This is a genomic window from Novosphingobium gossypii, assembly GCF_050433305.1.
Taxonomy (GTDB): Bacteria; Pseudomonadota; Alphaproteobacteria; order Sphingomonadales; family Sphingomonadaceae; genus Novosphingobium; species Novosphingobium gossypii.
This window is the reverse complement of the sequence record NZ_JBNPXM010000007.1, coordinates 40,937-56,357: the sequence shown is the minus strand read 5'-3', so window position 1 is coordinate 56,357 and position 15,421 is coordinate 40,937. Positions and strand designations below refer to the sequence as shown.

Below are 15,421 nucleotides of genomic sequence, written 5' to 3'. Positions count from 1 at the left end.
GCATCACGCCCCCGCCGCCATCTCGGCCCGCATCGCCCCGGCCAGCGCGGGTGGAACCGCCATGCCATCGGCCTGGAAGGAGCGCAGCTTGTTCCGCATGGTCCGCACCGATATGCCCAGCATCGCCGCCGCCGCGCTGCGGTTGCCGCCGCAGTGGCGCAGGGTCTGGAGGATCAGTTCGCGCTCCACATCGGCGATGTTCTGCCCGACCAGCCCGGAGACGGACGCCGTCACCGACCCCACGTCCATGCCGCCGCGCAGGCGCGTCATCACGTCCTTGAGGTTCACGGCAAGGTCCACCATCACTACGTCGGCGCCAAGGTGTACCGCCGGGTCCGCTTCCGGCCCCGACCATGCCTCCAGCGCTGCGGGGCTGGCGGTATCGACGCCGATGCGGGTGGCGCAGCCGCGCACCATCGCGTTGGCAAGGCCCACCGCGTCGCCCAGTTCGCCGACCAGCATCAGCCGGGTCGCGTCGCTGTCCCGCGCGCCCATCATCCTTCCTTGCGGACGATTTCGGTCAGCGTGATGCCCAGCGTGGCGTCGATCAGCACCACTTCGCCGCGCGCGATGATGCGGTTGTTGACGAAGATGTCGACCGGCTCGCCCACTCGGCGATCCAGTTCCACCACCATGCCGGGCTTCAGCCGCAGCAGATCGCCGATGTCCATGCGCGAACGGCCCAGCACTGCCTGCACCTTGACCGGAACGTCGAACACGGCCTGCAGGTCGTCCGGCACCGGCGGGGTGGAGGGGCGCGGCGGCAGCGCGGTTTCGCTTGGCAAAGGCGCCTCCGGCTCTTCCGGCAGGTGCGCCGGGGCCAGATGCGCGGGCGAAGCGTTTGGCTGCCGGGGGTCGAGCTCGTCGCTCATCGGGTACCTTTCACGTGTTCATCCACTGGCGGATCACGGACGCGGATTCCGCCGGATTGGTGGCTATGGTGTCGCCGATGCGCTTGATCGCGGAGAGCTTCACGCGGCCTTCGACATGGGCCAGCGCCACTTCCTGATCGAGCAGCGGCATGTCCTCGCCCGCCTCGCCCAGCGGTTCCAGCTGGGCCATGGAGACGCTGGCGCCCGGCTGGCGGCGATCTTCACCGTCGGACGCGCCCACAGCGGGCGGCGGCAGCAGCGCCGGGGCGTTCTGGCGTCGCAGCATGCGGATGGCGAACAGCACGATGCCGCCCACCAGCACGATCTTCAGCACATCCAGGATGCGATCGACGGTCAGGCCAAACGGCAGGCCGCCGTCGATTCCGTCGATGTCCTGCGCGGCGAAGGGCATGTTCTCCACCACCACGCTGTCGCCCCGATCGCTGTCGAAGCCGACCGCATTCTCGACAAGGCGCTGCAGGCGGTCGATCTGCGGCTGCGGCAGGCCCTTTTCGCCACCGTCCACCATCACCGCCACGGTCAGGCGCTTCACCTGTCCCGGCGTGCGGACGGCCACCTTCTGTAGGCGGCTGTTCTGGTAAGTGGTGTCTTCCGAGGTTTCGTTCTGCGCGGCGTTGCGGGTGTCTCCGCCCGCGCCCTTCTGCGCGGCGCCGGCATTTTCCGGCAGCTGCGTCGCCACCGAGGCGCCCTGCGCGCCGGGTGCGTTCTCGTTGCTCTGGTTGCTGGATTCGACGGTCACCTGATGCTGGATGACCTGCTTGTCGGGGTCGAAGGTCTCCGACTCCTCGCGCACCTGATCGCGCTCCAGCACGGCGGCCACTTCGGCGCGGACCTTGCCGTGGCCGACGATCGGTTCCACCAGCGTCTCGATCTGGTCGCGCAGGCGGGCCTCGACGGCGGCCTGACGGTCTTCCAGATCGCTGGCGTCGGCGCCACCGCCTTCGCCCGCCCGCGCCAGCAGCGCGCCGGTCTGGTCGACGATGGACACCGATTCCGGCGACAGGTCGGGCACGGCGGAGGACACCAGATAGCGGATCGCCTGCACCGCTTCGGCGGGCAGGCGGCCGTTGGTCTTGACCGTCACCGATGCGCTGGCCTTGCGCGGCTCGGTCTCGAACATCGCGCGTTCGGGCATGACGACATGGACACGGGCGCGGCTGACGCGATCCAGGCTTTCGATGGAGCGGACAAGTTCACCCTCGATCGCGCGCGTTTCGTTCAGCTTCGCGCGTGAAGAGGAGATGCCGAAGGGCTCCTCCTCGTCCAGCACTTCGTAGCCGATCTTGCCGCCCAGCTGTTCGGACGCCATCGCCATGCGCAGTTCGGGCAGCTTGTCGGCGGGCGCCATGATCGCCGAGCCATCCGCCGAGAGCTGGAAAGGCACCCCTTGCGCCTTCAGCTTCTCGGTGATGGTGGACGCGGCGCCGGGGTCGAGGTCGGTGTAGAGGTAGCCCATCGCGCTTTCCGGCGTGCGGGTGGCCATCCACCCCAGCCCCAGCAGCAGCGCCAGCGCCACGCCGCCCATGAGAGCGGCACGGCGCACGCCGATCTGCCCGATGAAATTGCGCAACGCTTCCAAGTTCGGCCTTCCCTGACGCCGCACCCGTCGCGCGCCCCACGGATATTATAGGATGAGTATGCGGCAAGAGTTGCCGGTGCCCGGAAAAATGTGTCGGCACGCTTCACGGTGCGAATGGCCCGGTGCACCGAAAACCGCTTCATATGAAAACGGCAGGGCTGATACTCTTCCAGAACTTGTCGAAAAGGAGGCTCGAATGACGCAAGATCGAATTTCGCGCGGCCAGATCGCGGGTGCCACGCTGGCGTTCGTTCTGATCGTTTCCTGTTTTCTGGGATACGGGGTCGGCGCCGACAAGGCGCAACGGGACAACGCGCGCGATGCCGCCGCCGCCGCACCCTGACCCGGAGCGCTGGCGGGCCAACCCCTAGATCAGGACGCCTGCAAGTTCCGACATGACTGCGGCCCGGCGCGCCCCGGCATCGATGTTGAGGCCGCCTGCGCTCCATTCGATGCGGGCGTCGCCGTCCGGCACCTCGACGTCGTCCACCACCGTGATCGACAACGGGCGCCCGGCTTTCGCCTCGCGCGCGTCGATCAGAACGGCGATTTCCTCGCGCATGCTGGGGTTGACCCGCATGACCAGTGCGGTGCCCTGCGCCACCTGGTCAAGGACGCGGGCAAGCGCCTCTGAAACGGCACGGGTGGGCGCTGTATCCACCGCGTGGCCGGCCAGCAATTCGGCGGCATGAAGCGCCACCGCGCCCGCCTCGCCCACCATCGTGCGGGCCATCGTGTCGAAGCGCGCCTCGATCGCGTCCAGCGCGCCGTGCAGCGCATCGGTCGCCGCCAGCAGCGCCTCGCCGCGTTCGGCGCGCGCCTGCGATGCCCCGGCCTCGAAACCGTCGGCGCGGGCGCGGGCCAGTTCGGCACGGTGATCCGCCTGAAGACGCTCGATCCGCGCCTCCATCTCCGCCAGTTCCTCGCGCAGGTCCGCCACCGTCGTTTCGCGCGGCGGCGGCTCGGCAGGCGGCGGGGTGGGATCGTGCGCGGGCATGTCGGCCGGGTGGAAGAACACCCGGTCGAAGCCGAAAGGTTGAATGATCGCCGCGCCGTCCATGGTCATCTCAGTAGATCATCGCATCGTCGCTCTTGGGATCGGCCAGCACGATCTCGCCGCGTTCGCCCAGATCCTTTGCCAGCGCCACCAGATTGCCCTGCGCGGCCTCGCATTCGCGGGCGCGGACCGGGCCCATCGCGGCCATGTCGTCGCGCATCAGCTTGGCGGCGCGTTCGGTCATGGCGCCGAAGAACAGGCGGCGCATGTCTTCCGGCGCGCCCTTGAGCGCCAGCGCCAGTTCGCGCTTGTTGCAGTTGCGCACGATCGCCTGGATCGCGCTGGGCAGCAGGTTCGCCAAGTCCTCGAACGTGAACATCAGCGCACGGATGCGCTGGGCTTCCTCGGGCGACTTTTCGTCCAGCGCGCCCAGCATCGCCTCTTCGGTCGACCGGTCCAGCGCGTTGAACAGTTCCGCCATCGCCTCGTGCGGGTCGCGGCGCTGGCTGCGCGACAGGTTGGTCATAAATTCGGTCTTCAGCGTCTGCTCGACCTGGACGATCACGTCCTTCTGGACCGTCTCGGTCTTGAGCATCCGCATCACCACCTCGGTCCCGAAGTCGCGCGGCAGGGCGGCAAGGACACGGGCGGCGTGGTCGCTCTTCAGCTTTTGCAGGATGACGGCGACGGTCTGCGGGTGTTCGCTCTTGAGATAGCCCGCCAGCACGCCCTCGCTGACGTTGGACAGCTTGTCCCACATCGTCCGGCCCGAAGGCCCGCGAATGTCGTCCATGATGTCGCGCACGCGGTCGGGCGCCAGCACACCTTCCAGCAGCCGCTCGGTGCTTTCGTAGGAGCCGTGCAGCGTGGTGATGGAGGAAACCTCGCCCGAGAACTGGCCCAGCAGGTACTCCACCACGTTCGCCGGCACCCGCCCCAGCGATGCGATCGAGGAGGACAGTTCCTTGATCTCGTCGTCGCTCAACTGCTGCCAAATGGGGATGCCGTGCTCCTGACCCAGCGCCAGCAGCAGCGCGGCGGCGCGCTGGGTGCCCGAGTATTTCTTGAGTTCCGGCGGTTCGCCCACCGCGGCCATCATGTTCACTGCGACGTTTCCTGGTTCCTGGAGCGAAAAAACAGGCTCAAAAAAGGCTGGGCCATTGCCGATCCCGGAGAGTTCCTTCTATTTATAGGAAGGGTATCCGCGCAACCGGCTCGTGAGGCACAATTGACGATAAGTCTGAACAACGGGTTGATCGGACTGTCGGTTCTGGGAGGATCGACGGCTTACTCCTCCTATCTCGCCTCTGCCGCCACCGTGGACAGCCCGGCGGTTGCAGCGGCGAAGAAGGCCTTCACCACGCCAGCCACCACAGCGCCATGGACGGGTGTCACCGAAGACGACGGCGCCACCAGCGCGCAGGTCGCGGCGATCAAGCGCCTGGCCTCCATCATCGATCCCAAAGGCGACAGTTCGCTGGAGGATCTGCCCGATGTGCAGACCGCCTTCACCGCATACAAGGCGCTGGAAAACCTGCGCATCCTTGCACAGGCAGGCACTTCCAAGACCCTGTCGGACAGCGCCCGGACGTCGCTTCAGGCCAGCTTCGCCAAGGGGCTTGCCGATCTCCAGACCTATCTCGGTCAGGCCGACACCGATCTGCTCGACATCGGCTTTGGCACCGTGACCAGCACGGCCCGCACGGTGGGGGTAACGTCGCGCTATGCCACCGGATCGGTGGCCGGCACCGGCGTGTCCAAGACCCGCGCCGCCCCGATCGCGGGCCTGGCCGGCAACGAGGTGTTTCAGGTTACGCTCACCCGCGGCAGCAGCAGCGAAGTAGTCAACGTCGATCTGGCGCAGACCACTCAGCCGCCGACGCTCGATTCGGTGGCCGCCGCGATCAATGCCGCGATCGGCGCGAAAACGGCCACCGATGCTGCCGGAAATCCGGTGCTTGACGCTTCAGGCAAGCCGACCAGCCAGTGGAAGTCGAACTTCACGGTCGAGAAGACCGACGGCAAATGGGGCCTCGTGTTCAACCCGGCGGGGATCGAGAAGGTCTCGCTCGATCAGGTCGATGCCGGCGACGCGCTGATGGTGGCCAGCGGAGAGACGACGACGATCTCGGGCACCGCTGCCCCTACATCGGCCAACATCTACCGGATAGAGGATCTGGCCGGATCGCTCAGCTGGGAACGGCTGGGCAGGATCAACCCGCTGGACACTGCCGCCACCGCCCGCGCCAAGGCCGAGGCGAAGCCAGCGGTCGAAGGCGGCACCACGCCCGACTACACCGTGCCCGCAGACACCGCCACCGGCGCCATCGTCACCGATGCCGACGGCTACAGCTACATCGTGGGCACCAGCGCCGGAGACCTCGGTTCGCAGATCGGCGATGGCAAGGACGACCTCTTCCTCACCAAGGTGGACAGCGAGGGCAAGGTCGTGTGGCAGCGCGGCCTTGGCGCTGCGGGCAGCGCATCGGGTGCGGCGGTGACGATCGCACCCAATGGCGAGATCGTCGTCGCCGGGACCGTCAGCGGCGCCTTCAACGGCAGCGACGACAGCCAGACCGACCTGCTCGTCTCCCGCTTCAACGCCAAAGGCGAGGAGCTTTCCAGCACCGCCATCCGCCAGGTCGGCAACGAAACGGCAAGCGCCGTGGCCGTTGGCAAGGACGGCTCGATCTACGTCGCGGGCCGCGCCTCCACCGGCGCCGGCGATGCGGTGATCGTCAGGCTCGACGCCGCCGGGCGGATGCAGGAGCGCCGGACCATCGACAGCGGCGGCTCGGATTCGATCTCGGCGCTGGCGATCGACGGTGACGGCAACCTGCTGGCGCTGACCAACGAAAAGGGCACCGCCACGCTGCGCCGGATCGGGGCGGGAGCGCTGACGCAGGATCTCGGCTCGATCGCGCTGGGCACGGCATCGGCCAGGGCCATCGCGGTATCCCAGACGGGGCAGATCGCCGTCGTCGGGGCCACCAGCACGGCGCTGGGCGGAACGCAGGCGAACGCCCCCAGCGGCGGCCTTGACGCATTCGTCACGCTGATCGACGGCGATCTGTCGGCGGCCACCACGCGCTACATCGGCACCGACACCGCCGATCAGGCCGACAGCGTCGCCTATCTCAACGGCATGCTTTACGTCGGCGGGCGGACGTCTGGCACGCTGGGCGGGGAAAAGACCGGCACCGTCGATGGTTTCGTGGCACGGATCGACCCGGCGGACGGGTCCATTCAGACGCTGTCGCAATGGGGGCGGCTGCGCAGCGCGGTTGACCCTGTGCGCCTGACCGCCGTCACCGGCGGCGCGACCTCGCTCGGCGCGCTGGGTCTGCATCGCGGCGTGCTCAACCAGCAGGCCAACGGCGACCTCATCGCCGAGACGTCGCTGCGGGCGGGCGACACCTTCAAGATCAGCGTCGATGGCGAGCGCGCGCGGACCGTCACCATCGCCAAGGGCGAGACGATGACGTCGCTCGCCCAGAAGATCCGGCTGATAACCGGCACCGACGCCACCATCACCACGCCCTTCACCGACGGCGCATCCAGCCTCAAGATCGAGGTCAAGGCCGGGCATACGCTGGAACTGATCGCTGGGGCGGACGGCAGCGACGCGCTGGGCAAGCTCGGCCTCGATCCGATCAGGCTGGTGCCGCCCAAAGCGGTGGATCCCAAAGCGGCCAAGGTCACCCCCGGCGGCCGGTATAACCTGGGCCTCAACGATGCGTTGACCCTGCTGGATGCCAAGACCGCCGCCACTGCGCTGGCCAAGATCAAGTCGGCGATCTCGATGACGCAATCGGCCTATCGCTCGCTCTACTGGGATTCGAGCAAGGCGGCGATGGTCGACGGAACGATCCCCACCGGCGGCGGCACTCCTTATCAGCAGGCCAAGCTGGCCAGTTACCAGGCCGCGCTGTCGCGGCTCACCGGCGCCTGAGGAAGCACGCGATGTCCACCCTGCCCCCCCTGTTCGACGGCATGGGCCGCGCCATGAAGGCGATGGCCGAACACCAGCGCGTCATCGCCGAGAACGTCGCCAACTCCGAAACGCCGGGGTACAAGGCGCGCACGGTTGAGCCGCAGAACTTCTCGGCGCTGGTCGACGGGCAACTGGGCAGCACCGGCGCGCCCCACGTGGCGCGCCCGCACATCGAACTGTCGAGCGGCATGACCGCGCTGGGCGCAAAGCCCCCGCAGGCGGGCAGCCGCATCGTGCTGGACTCCTCCACCAGCGAGACCAAGCCCGACGGCAACAACGTCACTCTGGAAGACCAGCTTCTGGCACTGGGTCAGGTCCAGCAGGACTATGCGGCGATGACCAACCTCTATCGCAAGCAGATGGCCCTGATGAAGACCGCCGTCGGCAAGGGCTGACGTCGCCGGTCCACTTTCGGAATCGGGAACCGGAACCGCCGCGCGCGGTTAAAGGAATGGCGCGTCTCGGCGGGTGAAAGTTCGTTCGCGGCGTTGCCATCCTGAAATTTTACATCCGTTTCGGAGGTTGGGTCCAGCCTTTCGGCTTGCGCCACAATCGCCCGTTCCCGGCGATTTGCGCGTCCCGACACGGGTTTTGCGGATGGGGAGAGCCCCTATTGCGCAAGAAACGTGAAATTTTAAGGATATCGCAAGGGGGTAGGCGTCAGTTCCCAAGTCAGGGACGGTCATGACACCGTCGCGAAAAAGACCCGATTCGGCATGACCTGCCTATGGGGTGATTGACCGGGGGGCAGGGGCATGAAAAGCCCGCGTCATCTTACGAACGGAACAAGATCCGCGATGAACGACAAGTCGCCAAGACTGGACCAGAGGGCCGACGACCGGCAAGTAATGGAGAGGGGCATGACGGCAATCGATTTCCATCGCGCCCTCGTATTCCCCAACCGTATTCGCAAGTTCCGCAAGCAACTCAATATCGGTTCGCTGCTGGAACTGTCGGAGCGGGTTCCGGGAATAACCTATATCCGGCTCTCCAAGATCGAGCGGGGGGAAATCTTTGCCCGCGCAGACGAACTGCGCGATCTGGGCCGTGCGCTGGGCGTGGCGCCGCAGGACCTGCTGGTGGACGTGGACGATGCCGGCTTCGACATAGCCGCCTGGGCCGAACCGCTGCACGGCCCCATGCCTACCGACCCCGAAGGCGAACGCGGCGCCGTGATGCTCGCCGCCGCCCTGCGCGCTCGCCGCGGCGGCGATCCGGCCCTGACCATCGCCGTGCTGGAATCCGAATACGGCATCGCTCCGGTAATCCTCTCGCGCATCGAAAACGCGCTCAAGCCGCTGGACCGCTGGAACGACGAAGTGCGCGCCGCCCTGCACCGCCTGTTCGGCGTGAAGGACGATGCGGCGCTGATGGCGCACGTGGAAGCCCTGCAGGCGCGCGGCGATCTTGACCCCGTCCTGCCGCTGGTCGCCAACCCGGAACTGCGGCTCGCCAAGTCCCGCACCCGTATCGCCGCCCTGCGCGATGAACTGGCTGCGGAGGCTGCACCGGGCACAGCACGCGCTGCGTTTTCGACACCTGCCGCCGCGCCCGCCGCACGACCGGCCCCGGTCGAAGGCACGGCCACCGTCCGCCTGCTCCCGGTATTCGGCACCCCGCTGCCCGACGGTCGCATTGCCCGCACTGCCACCGACGCCACGATCGAGGCTCCGCGCGGCGCGGGATCGCGCGCTTATGGCCTGCGGCTTGGCCGCCCCACGCTTGGTGCGGGCCTGCCGGGCCGCGCCACGCTGGTGGTGGACCCCGATCGCTACCCCGCCACCGGCGGCCTTGCCGTCATCCGTGACGATCAGGGCCTGCGCGTCCTTTCCGTCACCGCCGACCGTCATGGCCGGATGCTGGGCTACAGCGAAAGCCCGGATCTGGAGATCGCGCTCGACACGCTTGACCCCGCAGACGTGGCGGCGGTGCTTTCGGCGGTGTTCGAGTAAGTCAGAACTGCCCGTTGAGGGAGATCGGCGTCGTCAGATCCGCGCGTGCCAGCGTGCCGCTGGCGCCATAGGCATAGGCGCGGCTGCCGGTGACGCGCTTCGCCTCGGCAGAGATCGCGCCCATCAGGTCCGCAGACAGTTCGATATGCCGCTCCAGCAACGTGGCGTTGACCATCGATGCCGCGCGCAGTTCGCCCAGCCCTTCGATGAACGCCTGCCGGGTGGGCTCGTCCAGCGCGGCGGTCCAGTCCGGCTCCTGCCGGGTCAGGCGTGCAAGCCGCTCTTCCAGCGCACCGACCAGCCGCGCCTTGGCCTCCGCCAGTTCTGCCAGCTCCAGCGCGCGGGTGCCTGCTTCCAGCCGCTGCGTCTCTTCGCGCATGACAGCGGACAGCGAGGTCATGATCTCCACCAGCTGCGCCGCCGTCTCGCCTTCATTCGCCATCGGAACCTCCCTGCAGGCGGATGATCTGCGCCTCGACCGCAGACGCGATGCTAAGGCCCTTCCCCGCCGCGATGGAATTGCCGATCTGCTCGGCCAGGATGCCCCGGAACATCTCTTCGCCGTGGCCGCCGGAAAACTGTTCGTCCTGCTCGACCGTCTCCATCATGATCTTGGTGATCTGGCCTGCGAAGACGCCTTCGAACTGCCGCGCCACAGCGGCGGGGCTGCGGTCCTGCGGGACGATGGCAGGACGGACGGGATAGGCATGCACGGGATCGCTCATGTCACTGCACCGCTATTTCGGCCTGCAGCGCGCCCGCCGTCTTGAGCGCCTGCAGGATGGTGATGAGATCGCGCGGGCTGACCCCCAGCGCGTTCAGGCCGCCGACCAGCGTCTGCAGCGAGGTGCCGCTGGTCAGCATCGCCAGCGCCGCGCCGTTGCCGTCGTTCGCCTCGATCCGGGTGCGCGGCAGCACCGCCGTGGTCCCGTTGGACAGCGGGCCGGGCTGCGAGGCGACGGGAGTTTCGGTGACGCTGATGGTCAGCCCGCCCTGCGCGATGGCGACCGGGCTGACGCGAACGTCCGCACCCATGACCACGGTGCCGGCCGCCTCGTTGATGACGATGCGGGCGGGTTGATCCACCGCCACGGTCAGGTTCTCCACCCGCGTTACCAGATCGATCAGCGACGCGCTGCCATAGGGCCGCAGCTCGACGGTGCCGGGGTCCAGCACTTCGGCGGAACCGGGCGCCTCGCGGTTGATGGTCTGGGCGATCTGGCGGGCGGTGGTGAAATCGGGATTCTTCAGCGCCAGCTTCAGCGAATGGGCATTGCGCAGGTCGTAGGGCACTTCGCGCTCGATGATGGCACCGCCGGCGATCCGCGCGGTGGTCATGACGCCCCGGCTCAGCTTCGCGCCCGCGCCCTGCGCCTTGAAGCCCGACACCGCGACCGGCCCCTGCGCCACTGCATAGATCTCTCCGTCCAGCGCCCGCAGCGAGGAGACGAGGAGAATCCCGCCCTGCAGGCTGCTGGCATCGCCCAGCGCCGAAACCTGCACGTCCACCGTCGATCCGGAGCGGGCGAACGGCGGCATCGTGGCGGTAACGGTGACGGCGGCAACGTTCTGGGTCAGCATCTGGGTGCCGCGGATGTTGACGCCCATGCGTTCGAGCATCGCCTGCAACGTCTCTTCGGTGAAGGGGACGTTGCGAATGCGGTCGCCGGTGCCCTGCAGGCCGACCACCAGGCCATAGCCGACCAGCTGGTTGGTCCGCACGTTCTCGACATCGACGATGTCCTTGATGCGCGGCTGTGGCCCGGCAACCGCTAGCGACGGCGCAAGCAGGGCGCAAAACGCGAAGACACATGCCAAGGGAAACGGAAACCGGGCCATCATCGACTTATAGGATGAAAGCCGGGCGGGCGGGGCGGCGGCGCCGAAAACACCTTGCGGCCTTTTGGGGGAGGGTGAGCGGCCGGGAGTACGCAGCCTCTGGTTGTGAGTTGCCACCCATCGCAGGCACGGCTCTGCGCCCGCTGGCGAGTGCGGGCATAACGCCAGGGGTAAGAACGCGGACGGGTGCGGTCGGCGCTGTTTGGGTCACCGGCAACAGGTGACAGTGCCGGGTGCTGCCTTCATATGCGAATGGTCGAAGGAGGGGCAGACCATCAGGGTCACTCTTCCGACACGGCCCTTCGGTGCGCGGGGATGATGGTGCGGGCTCGCGTCCTTGCCATCGACCCTGGGAGCATACTCCCGGTTCATCCGTGCATCCGGTAGTGTGGCTTTGTCCGGAATTCCACGACCGGACGCCGACCGCATGCGAGGATGAGGAGCATCAGCTACACGCCCTCGCCCCGCCGCTGCTGGAGTATATAACCTAATTGGTTATTAAAGTCAAGCCGGCAGGCCGATCAGCGAAATCTGCCGCCCGTAAGCCAGTTCTCCGCGATGCGTCGCCCGGCGGAACGAGTAGAAGCGCTCTGCATCGGCATAGGTGTCCAGCCGCAAGCCTTCAGGATGGGCGATCCCGGCGGCGCGCAGGCGGCACAGCACGTAGCCCTCCAGATCGAACTGGAAGTGATCGGCCCGGCCCGGCGCAAAGAAGCGGGCGTTGGGAAAGTCGTCCGTCAGGAAGCGATCGCGGAAGGCTGCATCCACTTCGTAGGAGCCTTGCGCGATGCATGGGCCGACGGCGGCGGCGATGTTTTCCCGCTTCGCGCCCAGCGCTTCCATTGCGGCGATGGTGGTATCAGTCACTCCGGCCAGCGCCCCGCGCCAGCCTGCATGAGCCGCGCCGATGACGCCCGCCTGCCGGTCTGCGAACAGAACCGGAGCGCAGTCTGCGGTGAGCACGCCCAGAACCATGCCGGGCCGGTCGGTGACGATCGCGTCGGCCTTGGGCCGTTCGTCAGCCGCCGTGTCCTCCGACCATGGCTCTACCCCCAGCGTCACGCAGTCGGGGGAGTGGACCTGATAGACCGTCGCCAGCCGCGCACCGGGCAGCACGGCATGAGCGGCCAGCTGTCGATTGCGCTGGACGATATCCGGATCGTCGCCCGAACCGTGCCCGACATTGAGGCCAGCCACTTCGCCCGTGCTGACCCCACCGCGACGGCCCAGAAAACCGTGCGGCAACCCGTCCAGCACAAGCGCACGGTTGACCTCTACCGGATCAGCCGCTGCCAGATCAGTTCCGGCCCGATCAGTCCCCACCCGATCAACCAAGGGACTTCGACACCTGTTCGCGCACGTCGCGCGAAAGGTCGGGCATGGCCGCGATCCGTTCCAGTTCCGCGCGCATCATCGCGGCACGCACCGGCTCGATCCGCCGCCAGCGGCCCAGCGAAGGCACGAAGCGCGCCGCAGTCTGCGCATTCACCGCATCGAGGCGGCGAATGAGGTCGCCGATCAGGCGATAGCCCGCCCCGCTCTCGTCATGGAACGCGCGGGGGTTCACTGCCGCCGCCATGTAGAGCGCACGGACGCGGTTGGGGTTGGTCATCGTGAAGTCGGGATGCTGCGCCAGCGCCGCGATGTGATCCAGAACCTTCGGGTTCAGCGCGCCTGCCTGCAGCGAGAACCACTTGTCGATGACCAGCGCGTTGCCGGCATAGCGATCGTGGAAGTCGGCCAGCGCCGTTTCCCGCTCGGGCGTATCGAGGTTGCACAGCACCATCAGCGCGCCCTGCCGGTCGGTCATGTTGTCCGCCGCGCTGTACTGCGCGAAGGCGCGCTTTGCACCCTCGGCCGGGTCGCCAGCGGCGATCAGGACCAGCGCCTGCGTCTTGATCTTGCGCGCGCCGCGTGCCGCCGCATCGCGCGAATAGGGCACGGCGATGGCACGGTCGTGCAGGGCCTTCAGCGGCCCGGCAAGTTCGGTGCCCAGCCATGCCTTCAGCGCCTCGCGCTCGGCATGGATGGCGCCGGGGTCGCTGATCGCCAGCTGCTCTGCCAGATAGGTCTCGGCGGGCAGGATCATCAGTTCGCCGCGCATCAGGTCGTCAAGCGCCGGGTCAGCGATTACTGCGCCGAACGCCTGCCCGATGGCCGCCCGCCCTTCGGCACGGCTGGCGTCGTCCAGCTTGCCGCTGACGGCGGCGACGAGGTGCTGGACCACTAGCCCCTGCATCGCTTCGTAGCGGGCGAAGGGATCGTCGTCATGCGCGGCAAGGAACACGAGATCCGCCCGCTCATCAGCAGGTGCGCCGCGCGCGAAATCGATCGCAACCGGGGCCGAGAAGCCGCGGTTGATCGACAGCACCGGCGGCCTGGCGAACCCGTCGAAGGTGAAGGTGTCGGCGTCCTTGTCCAGCACGATCAGCTGTTCGCCCGAATGCTCGCCCGTTTCACGGTCGAACAGGGCCACGCGCAGCGGGATCGGCATTGCCTGCTTTTCCGGCTGGCCGGGGGTGGCGGGCACCGTCTGCGTCAGCGAAAGCACGGCCTGCGTACCGCGATGCTCCAGCCGGGCAGTGACCTGCGGGGTGCCGGCCTGCGAGTACCACAGGCGGAACTGCGTCAGGTCCAGCCCGGCGCCGTCCTCGATCGCCCTGACGAAATCCTCGCACGTCGCGGCCTCGCCGTCGTGGCGGTCGAAATAGAGGTCGGTGCCCTTCCGGAACCGCTCCACGCCCGCCATCGTGCGCATCATGCGGATCACCTCGGCGCCCTTGTTATAGATCGTGGCGGTGTAGAAGTTGCTGATTTCCTGATAGGAATCGGGCCGGATCGGGTGCGCCAGCGGGCCGGAATCCTCAGGGAACTGGGCGATGCGCAGGACGCGCACGTCTTCGATCCGCTTGACCGCCTCGCTGCCCATCGCAGAGCTGAACAGCTGGTCGCGCAGGACGGTGAAGCCTTCCTTCAGGCTCAGCTGGAACCAGTCGCGGCAGGTCACGCGGTTGCCCGACCAGTTGTGGAAGTATTCGTGGCCGATTACCCCCTCAACCGCATCATAATCGCCGTCGGTGGCGGTTTCCGGGTCGGCCAGCACATAGCGGGTGTTGAAGACGTTGAGCCCCTTGTTCTCCATCGCGCCCATGTTGAAATCAGACACCGCGACGATGTTGAACAGGTCGAGATCGTATTCGCGCCCGAACGCTTCCTCGTCCCACTTCATCGAGTTGACGAGCGAATCCATCGCGTGCTGGGTGCGGTCCTCATCACCCGGGCGGACCCAGATGTTGAGGTCCACCGTGCGCCCGTTCATGGTCGTGAAGGTGGCATGGTTGGCGATCAGGTCGCCCGCCACCAGCGCGAACAGGTAGCTCGGCTTCGGCCAGGGATCGTGCCACTCGGCCCAATGTGTGCCATCCTCGCCCTCACCTTGCGCCGTGCAGTTGCCGTTGGCGAGGAGGATGGGGAACTGAGCCTTGTCCCCGCTCATCCGCACGGTGTAGGTGGAAAGCACGTCGGGCCGGTCGGGGAAGAAGGTGATGCGGCGGAAGCCCTCGGCCTCGCACTGGGTGCACAGCATCCCGCCCGAGGCATAGAGGCCCATCAGCTGGCTGTTGGCACCGGGATTGAGCGCGGTTTCCACTTCCACCTCGTGCGCGTCGCCGGGCAGTTCGACCAGCAGGTCCGCACCGTCGAGGCGCCAGTCGGCCTCCCGGCCATCGACACGCACCGCGAGCGGGGCGATCTGGTCACCGTTGAGCCGCAGCGTGGTGGCCCCGTTCCCGGCAGGATTGCGCGTGACCGACAGCTTCGACGTCACGTGCGTGGCGTCTACGCCCAGCCGGAAATCTAGCGCAACCTGCGGGATCAGCCAGGCCGGGGGCAGGTAATCCTCCCGGCGGATCACCGGCGGCGCGGCGGGCGGCGGCGCGGCATCGGCGATCTGGGTGTTCTCGACGGGCTCGGAGGGTCTGCTGGCGATATCCATGTGCGTTACTTAGAGGCTCGGCGGGCGATTGCCAGCAAAGAGGCGCGGATTCGTTGTCCCGGACTTGATCCGGGACCGGCGGCGGTCTTTAGGTGCGAGAAAGCTGCGCGCCCATCCCGGTGGGCTGTTCACGCCAGCGGTTCCGGAGCAGATCCGGGACGACGTGGAAGGAA

Annotated in this window: 14 protein-coding genes; 4 read left to right on the top strand and 10 right to left on the bottom strand. The window is 67.4% G+C overall.

Translation table 11 applies throughout. The annotated features are described in order from the left end of the window. Positions 1-3 precede the first annotated feature (3 nt). The 3 genes from GGR40_RS14015 to fliF are packed head-to-tail and all read right to left on the bottom strand — an operon-like array spanning position 4 to position 2,472. The gene (locus GGR40_RS14015; protein ID WP_429276869.1) at positions 4-498 is read right to left on the bottom strand and encodes a helix-turn-helix domain-containing protein; all 495 of its coding nucleotides are present in this window, start codon (positions 496-498) and stop codon (positions 4-6) included. Beyond that, positions 495-872 (bottom strand): flagellar motor switch protein FliN, encoded by a 378-nt coding sequence (gene fliN / locus GGR40_RS14010; protein WP_429276868.1) that lies wholly within the window; start codon positions 870-872, stop codon positions 495-497. The genes GGR40_RS14015 and fliN overlap by 4 nt, the downstream gene beginning before the upstream one ends. 10 nt (positions 873-882) lie before the next feature. Continuing rightward, positions 883-2,472, bottom strand: a complete 1,590-nt coding sequence (fliF, locus tag GGR40_RS14005) for a flagellar basal-body MS-ring/collar protein FliF (protein ID WP_429276867.1) — start codon at positions 2,470-2,472, stop codon at positions 883-885. A gap of 196 nt (positions 2,473-2,668) precedes the next feature. Here fliF and GGR40_RS14000 point away from each other — a divergent pair, with 196 nt between their 5' ends. Then, on the top strand, positions 2,669-2,815 hold the full coding sequence (locus GGR40_RS14000) for a hypothetical protein (RefSeq protein ID WP_429276866.1): 147 nt from the start codon (positions 2,669-2,671) through the stop codon (positions 2,813-2,815). A gap of 24 nt (positions 2,816-2,839) precedes the next feature. Here GGR40_RS14000 and GGR40_RS13995 read toward each other — a convergent pair whose 3' ends face one another. Then, the gene (locus tag GGR40_RS13995) at positions 2,840-3,538 is read right to left on the bottom strand and encodes a FliH/SctL family protein (protein WP_429276865.1); all 699 of its coding nucleotides are present in this window, start codon (positions 3,536-3,538) and stop codon (positions 2,840-2,842) included. A 1-nt stretch (position 3,539) separates the two neighbouring features. After that, the gene (locus tag GGR40_RS13990; protein WP_429277017.1) at positions 3,540-4,568 is read right to left on the bottom strand and encodes a flagellar motor switch protein FliG; all 1,029 of its coding nucleotides are present in this window, start codon (positions 4,566-4,568) and stop codon (positions 3,540-3,542) included. 129 nt (positions 4,569-4,697) lie between these two features. Between GGR40_RS13990 and GGR40_RS13985 the strand changes: the two genes are divergently transcribed. The 3 genes from GGR40_RS13985 (at position 4,698) to GGR40_RS13975 (ending at position 9,415) form a co-directional block, all read left to right on the top strand. Next, entirely contained in the window at positions 4,698-7,421 is a 2,724-nt protein-coding gene (locus GGR40_RS13985) for a hypothetical protein (RefSeq protein ID WP_429276864.1), read from the top strand. Positions 7,422-7,432: 11 nt separating this feature from the next. Further along, entirely contained in the window at positions 7,433-7,858 is a 426-nt protein-coding gene (locus GGR40_RS13980; RefSeq protein WP_429276863.1) for a flagellar basal body protein, read from the top strand. A gap of 465 nt (positions 7,859-8,323) precedes the next feature. Continuing rightward, positions 8,324-9,415 (top strand): helix-turn-helix domain-containing protein, encoded by a 1,092-nt coding sequence (locus GGR40_RS13975; RefSeq protein WP_429276862.1) that lies wholly within the window; start codon positions 8,324-8,326, stop codon positions 9,413-9,415. A 1-nt stretch (position 9,416) separates the two neighbouring features. Here GGR40_RS13975 and GGR40_RS13970 read toward each other — a convergent pair whose 3' ends face one another. The 5 genes from GGR40_RS13970 to pepN all read right to left on the bottom strand — a co-directional run bounded on the left by GGR40_RS13970 (position 9,417) and on the right by pepN (position 15,248). After that, complete coding sequence (locus tag GGR40_RS13970) at positions 9,417-9,857, bottom strand: flagellar biosynthesis protein FlgN (protein WP_429276861.1); 441 nt, start codon at positions 9,855-9,857, stop codon at positions 9,417-9,419. Then, on the bottom strand, positions 9,847-10,140 hold the full coding sequence (locus GGR40_RS13965) for a rod-binding protein (RefSeq protein ID WP_429276860.1): 294 nt from the start codon (positions 10,138-10,140) through the stop codon (positions 9,847-9,849). The genes GGR40_RS13970 and GGR40_RS13965 overlap by 11 nt, the downstream gene beginning before the upstream one ends. 1 nt (position 10,141) lies before the next feature. After that, positions 10,142-11,254 (bottom strand): flagellar basal body P-ring protein FlgI, encoded by a 1,113-nt coding sequence (locus tag GGR40_RS13960; protein ID WP_429277016.1) that lies wholly within the window; start codon positions 11,252-11,254, stop codon positions 10,142-10,144. Positions 11,255-11,758: 504 nt separating this feature from the next. Then, a complete protein-coding gene (gene pgeF / locus GGR40_RS13955; RefSeq protein WP_429276859.1) occupies positions 11,759-12,589 on the bottom strand; it encodes a peptidoglycan editing factor PgeF in 831 nt (276 codons plus the stop codon). Beyond that, positions 12,582-15,248, bottom strand: a complete 2,667-nt coding sequence (pepN, locus tag GGR40_RS13950; RefSeq protein ID WP_429276858.1) for an aminopeptidase N — start codon at positions 15,246-15,248, stop codon at positions 12,582-12,584. The genes pgeF and pepN overlap by 8 nt, the downstream gene beginning before the upstream one ends. Between the last annotated feature and the right edge of the window lie 173 nt (positions 15,249-15,421).